1 protein-coding gene is annotated in these 1,187 nt (G+C 30.5%); it reads left to right on the top strand.

Annotated features, from left to right (window positions below):
* Window positions 1-302 precede the first annotated feature (302 nt).
* Window positions 303-1,187, top strand: an 885-nt coding sequence (locus N878_RS27045) for a S8 family peptidase (protein ID WP_156350913.1), incomplete at its 3' end; no start/stop codon positions are given.

The raw sequence follows: 1,187 nt of genomic DNA, 5'->3' as shown, positions 1-1,187 counted from the left end.
ACATTAAAAGCTTTTTAAATCAATCTATCTGAAGAAGGGAATTATATCACTCGTGAGGTTCTATTTAATTTTTATAACAAGAGAACGTTCTGGGGGTTTAATGAGTTTATTTAACTATTTTTTCTCTTGTATTTTTATATTTATGGGAAATATATATTGAGGGAGATTACATTTTGTAGTAGAATACTATTGGAAAAAGGAGGTGTAATTAACTGAAAAGGTATATTTTTATTTTTATTTCCATATTATCCATTATAATATTACTATTTTTCATTGATTTAAATCAATCCCAAGGGAGTAAAGTGCTAAGAAAAAAGGGGCAAGAAACAAAAGATTATAAGACTCAACAAGTCGAGTCTTGGGGATTAAGGCTAATTGGGAAGAATGAAAAAATAGAGAAAAAATCCAACATATCTATAGCCATTCTTGATAGTGGAATAGATTCAAATCATGAAGATTTAAAAGGTGTTGTAAAGAAAGAATATAATGCTCTTGAACCTAGTAAAGGTGTTATCGAGGATAAGTTTGGCCACGGAACTGCAGTAGCTGGAATCATAGCTTCTAATGATAATAAGATTGGTACATTAGGAATAGCTCCCTATGCAGATATTTATTCGGTCAAAGTATTGGATGATAAAGGACGTGGTAGTGTAGAGTCTATTGTTAAGGGGATTGAATGGTCAATAGATAATAATGTAGATATTGTTAACATTAGTGTTGGATTGAAAAAAAGTGATCAAAAATTAAAAAGAGTTATAGATGAGGCTAACGAAAAGGGAGTTATTGTAGTAGCTGCTGCTGGAAATAATTATGGATTAAATGCTGATTATCCTGCAAGATATCAAAATGTAATTTCAGTTGGAGCTATAAATAAAAAAATGAAAAGAGCAAAATACTCTGCAAGGGGAAAAATAGATTTTGTTGCTCCAGGTGAAGATATTCTTACAACTTCTCCTAAGGATAATTATATCAATGTTAGTGGAACATCCATGGCAACTCCTTTTGTTAGTGGAGTTATTGCTAATATAATAATGCAAGAACCAGTTAAATATAGTAAAACAAAGAGCCGCTTTACTTCCATTTATAAAACTTTAAAAAAATACTCAACGCCTTATTTATCTGAAAAGTCAGATATGAAATCTTTGGGGAATGGCTTAATTAGTCTAAAAAAGGAGACGAACAATGAA

Source organism: Pseudomonas sp. EGD-AK9 (genome assembly GCF_000465935.2).
In the GTDB taxonomy this organism is placed as follows: Bacteria; Pseudomonadota; Gammaproteobacteria; order Pseudomonadales; family Pseudomonadaceae; genus Aquipseudomonas.
This window is presented reverse-complemented; position numbering and strand designations above follow the sequence as displayed.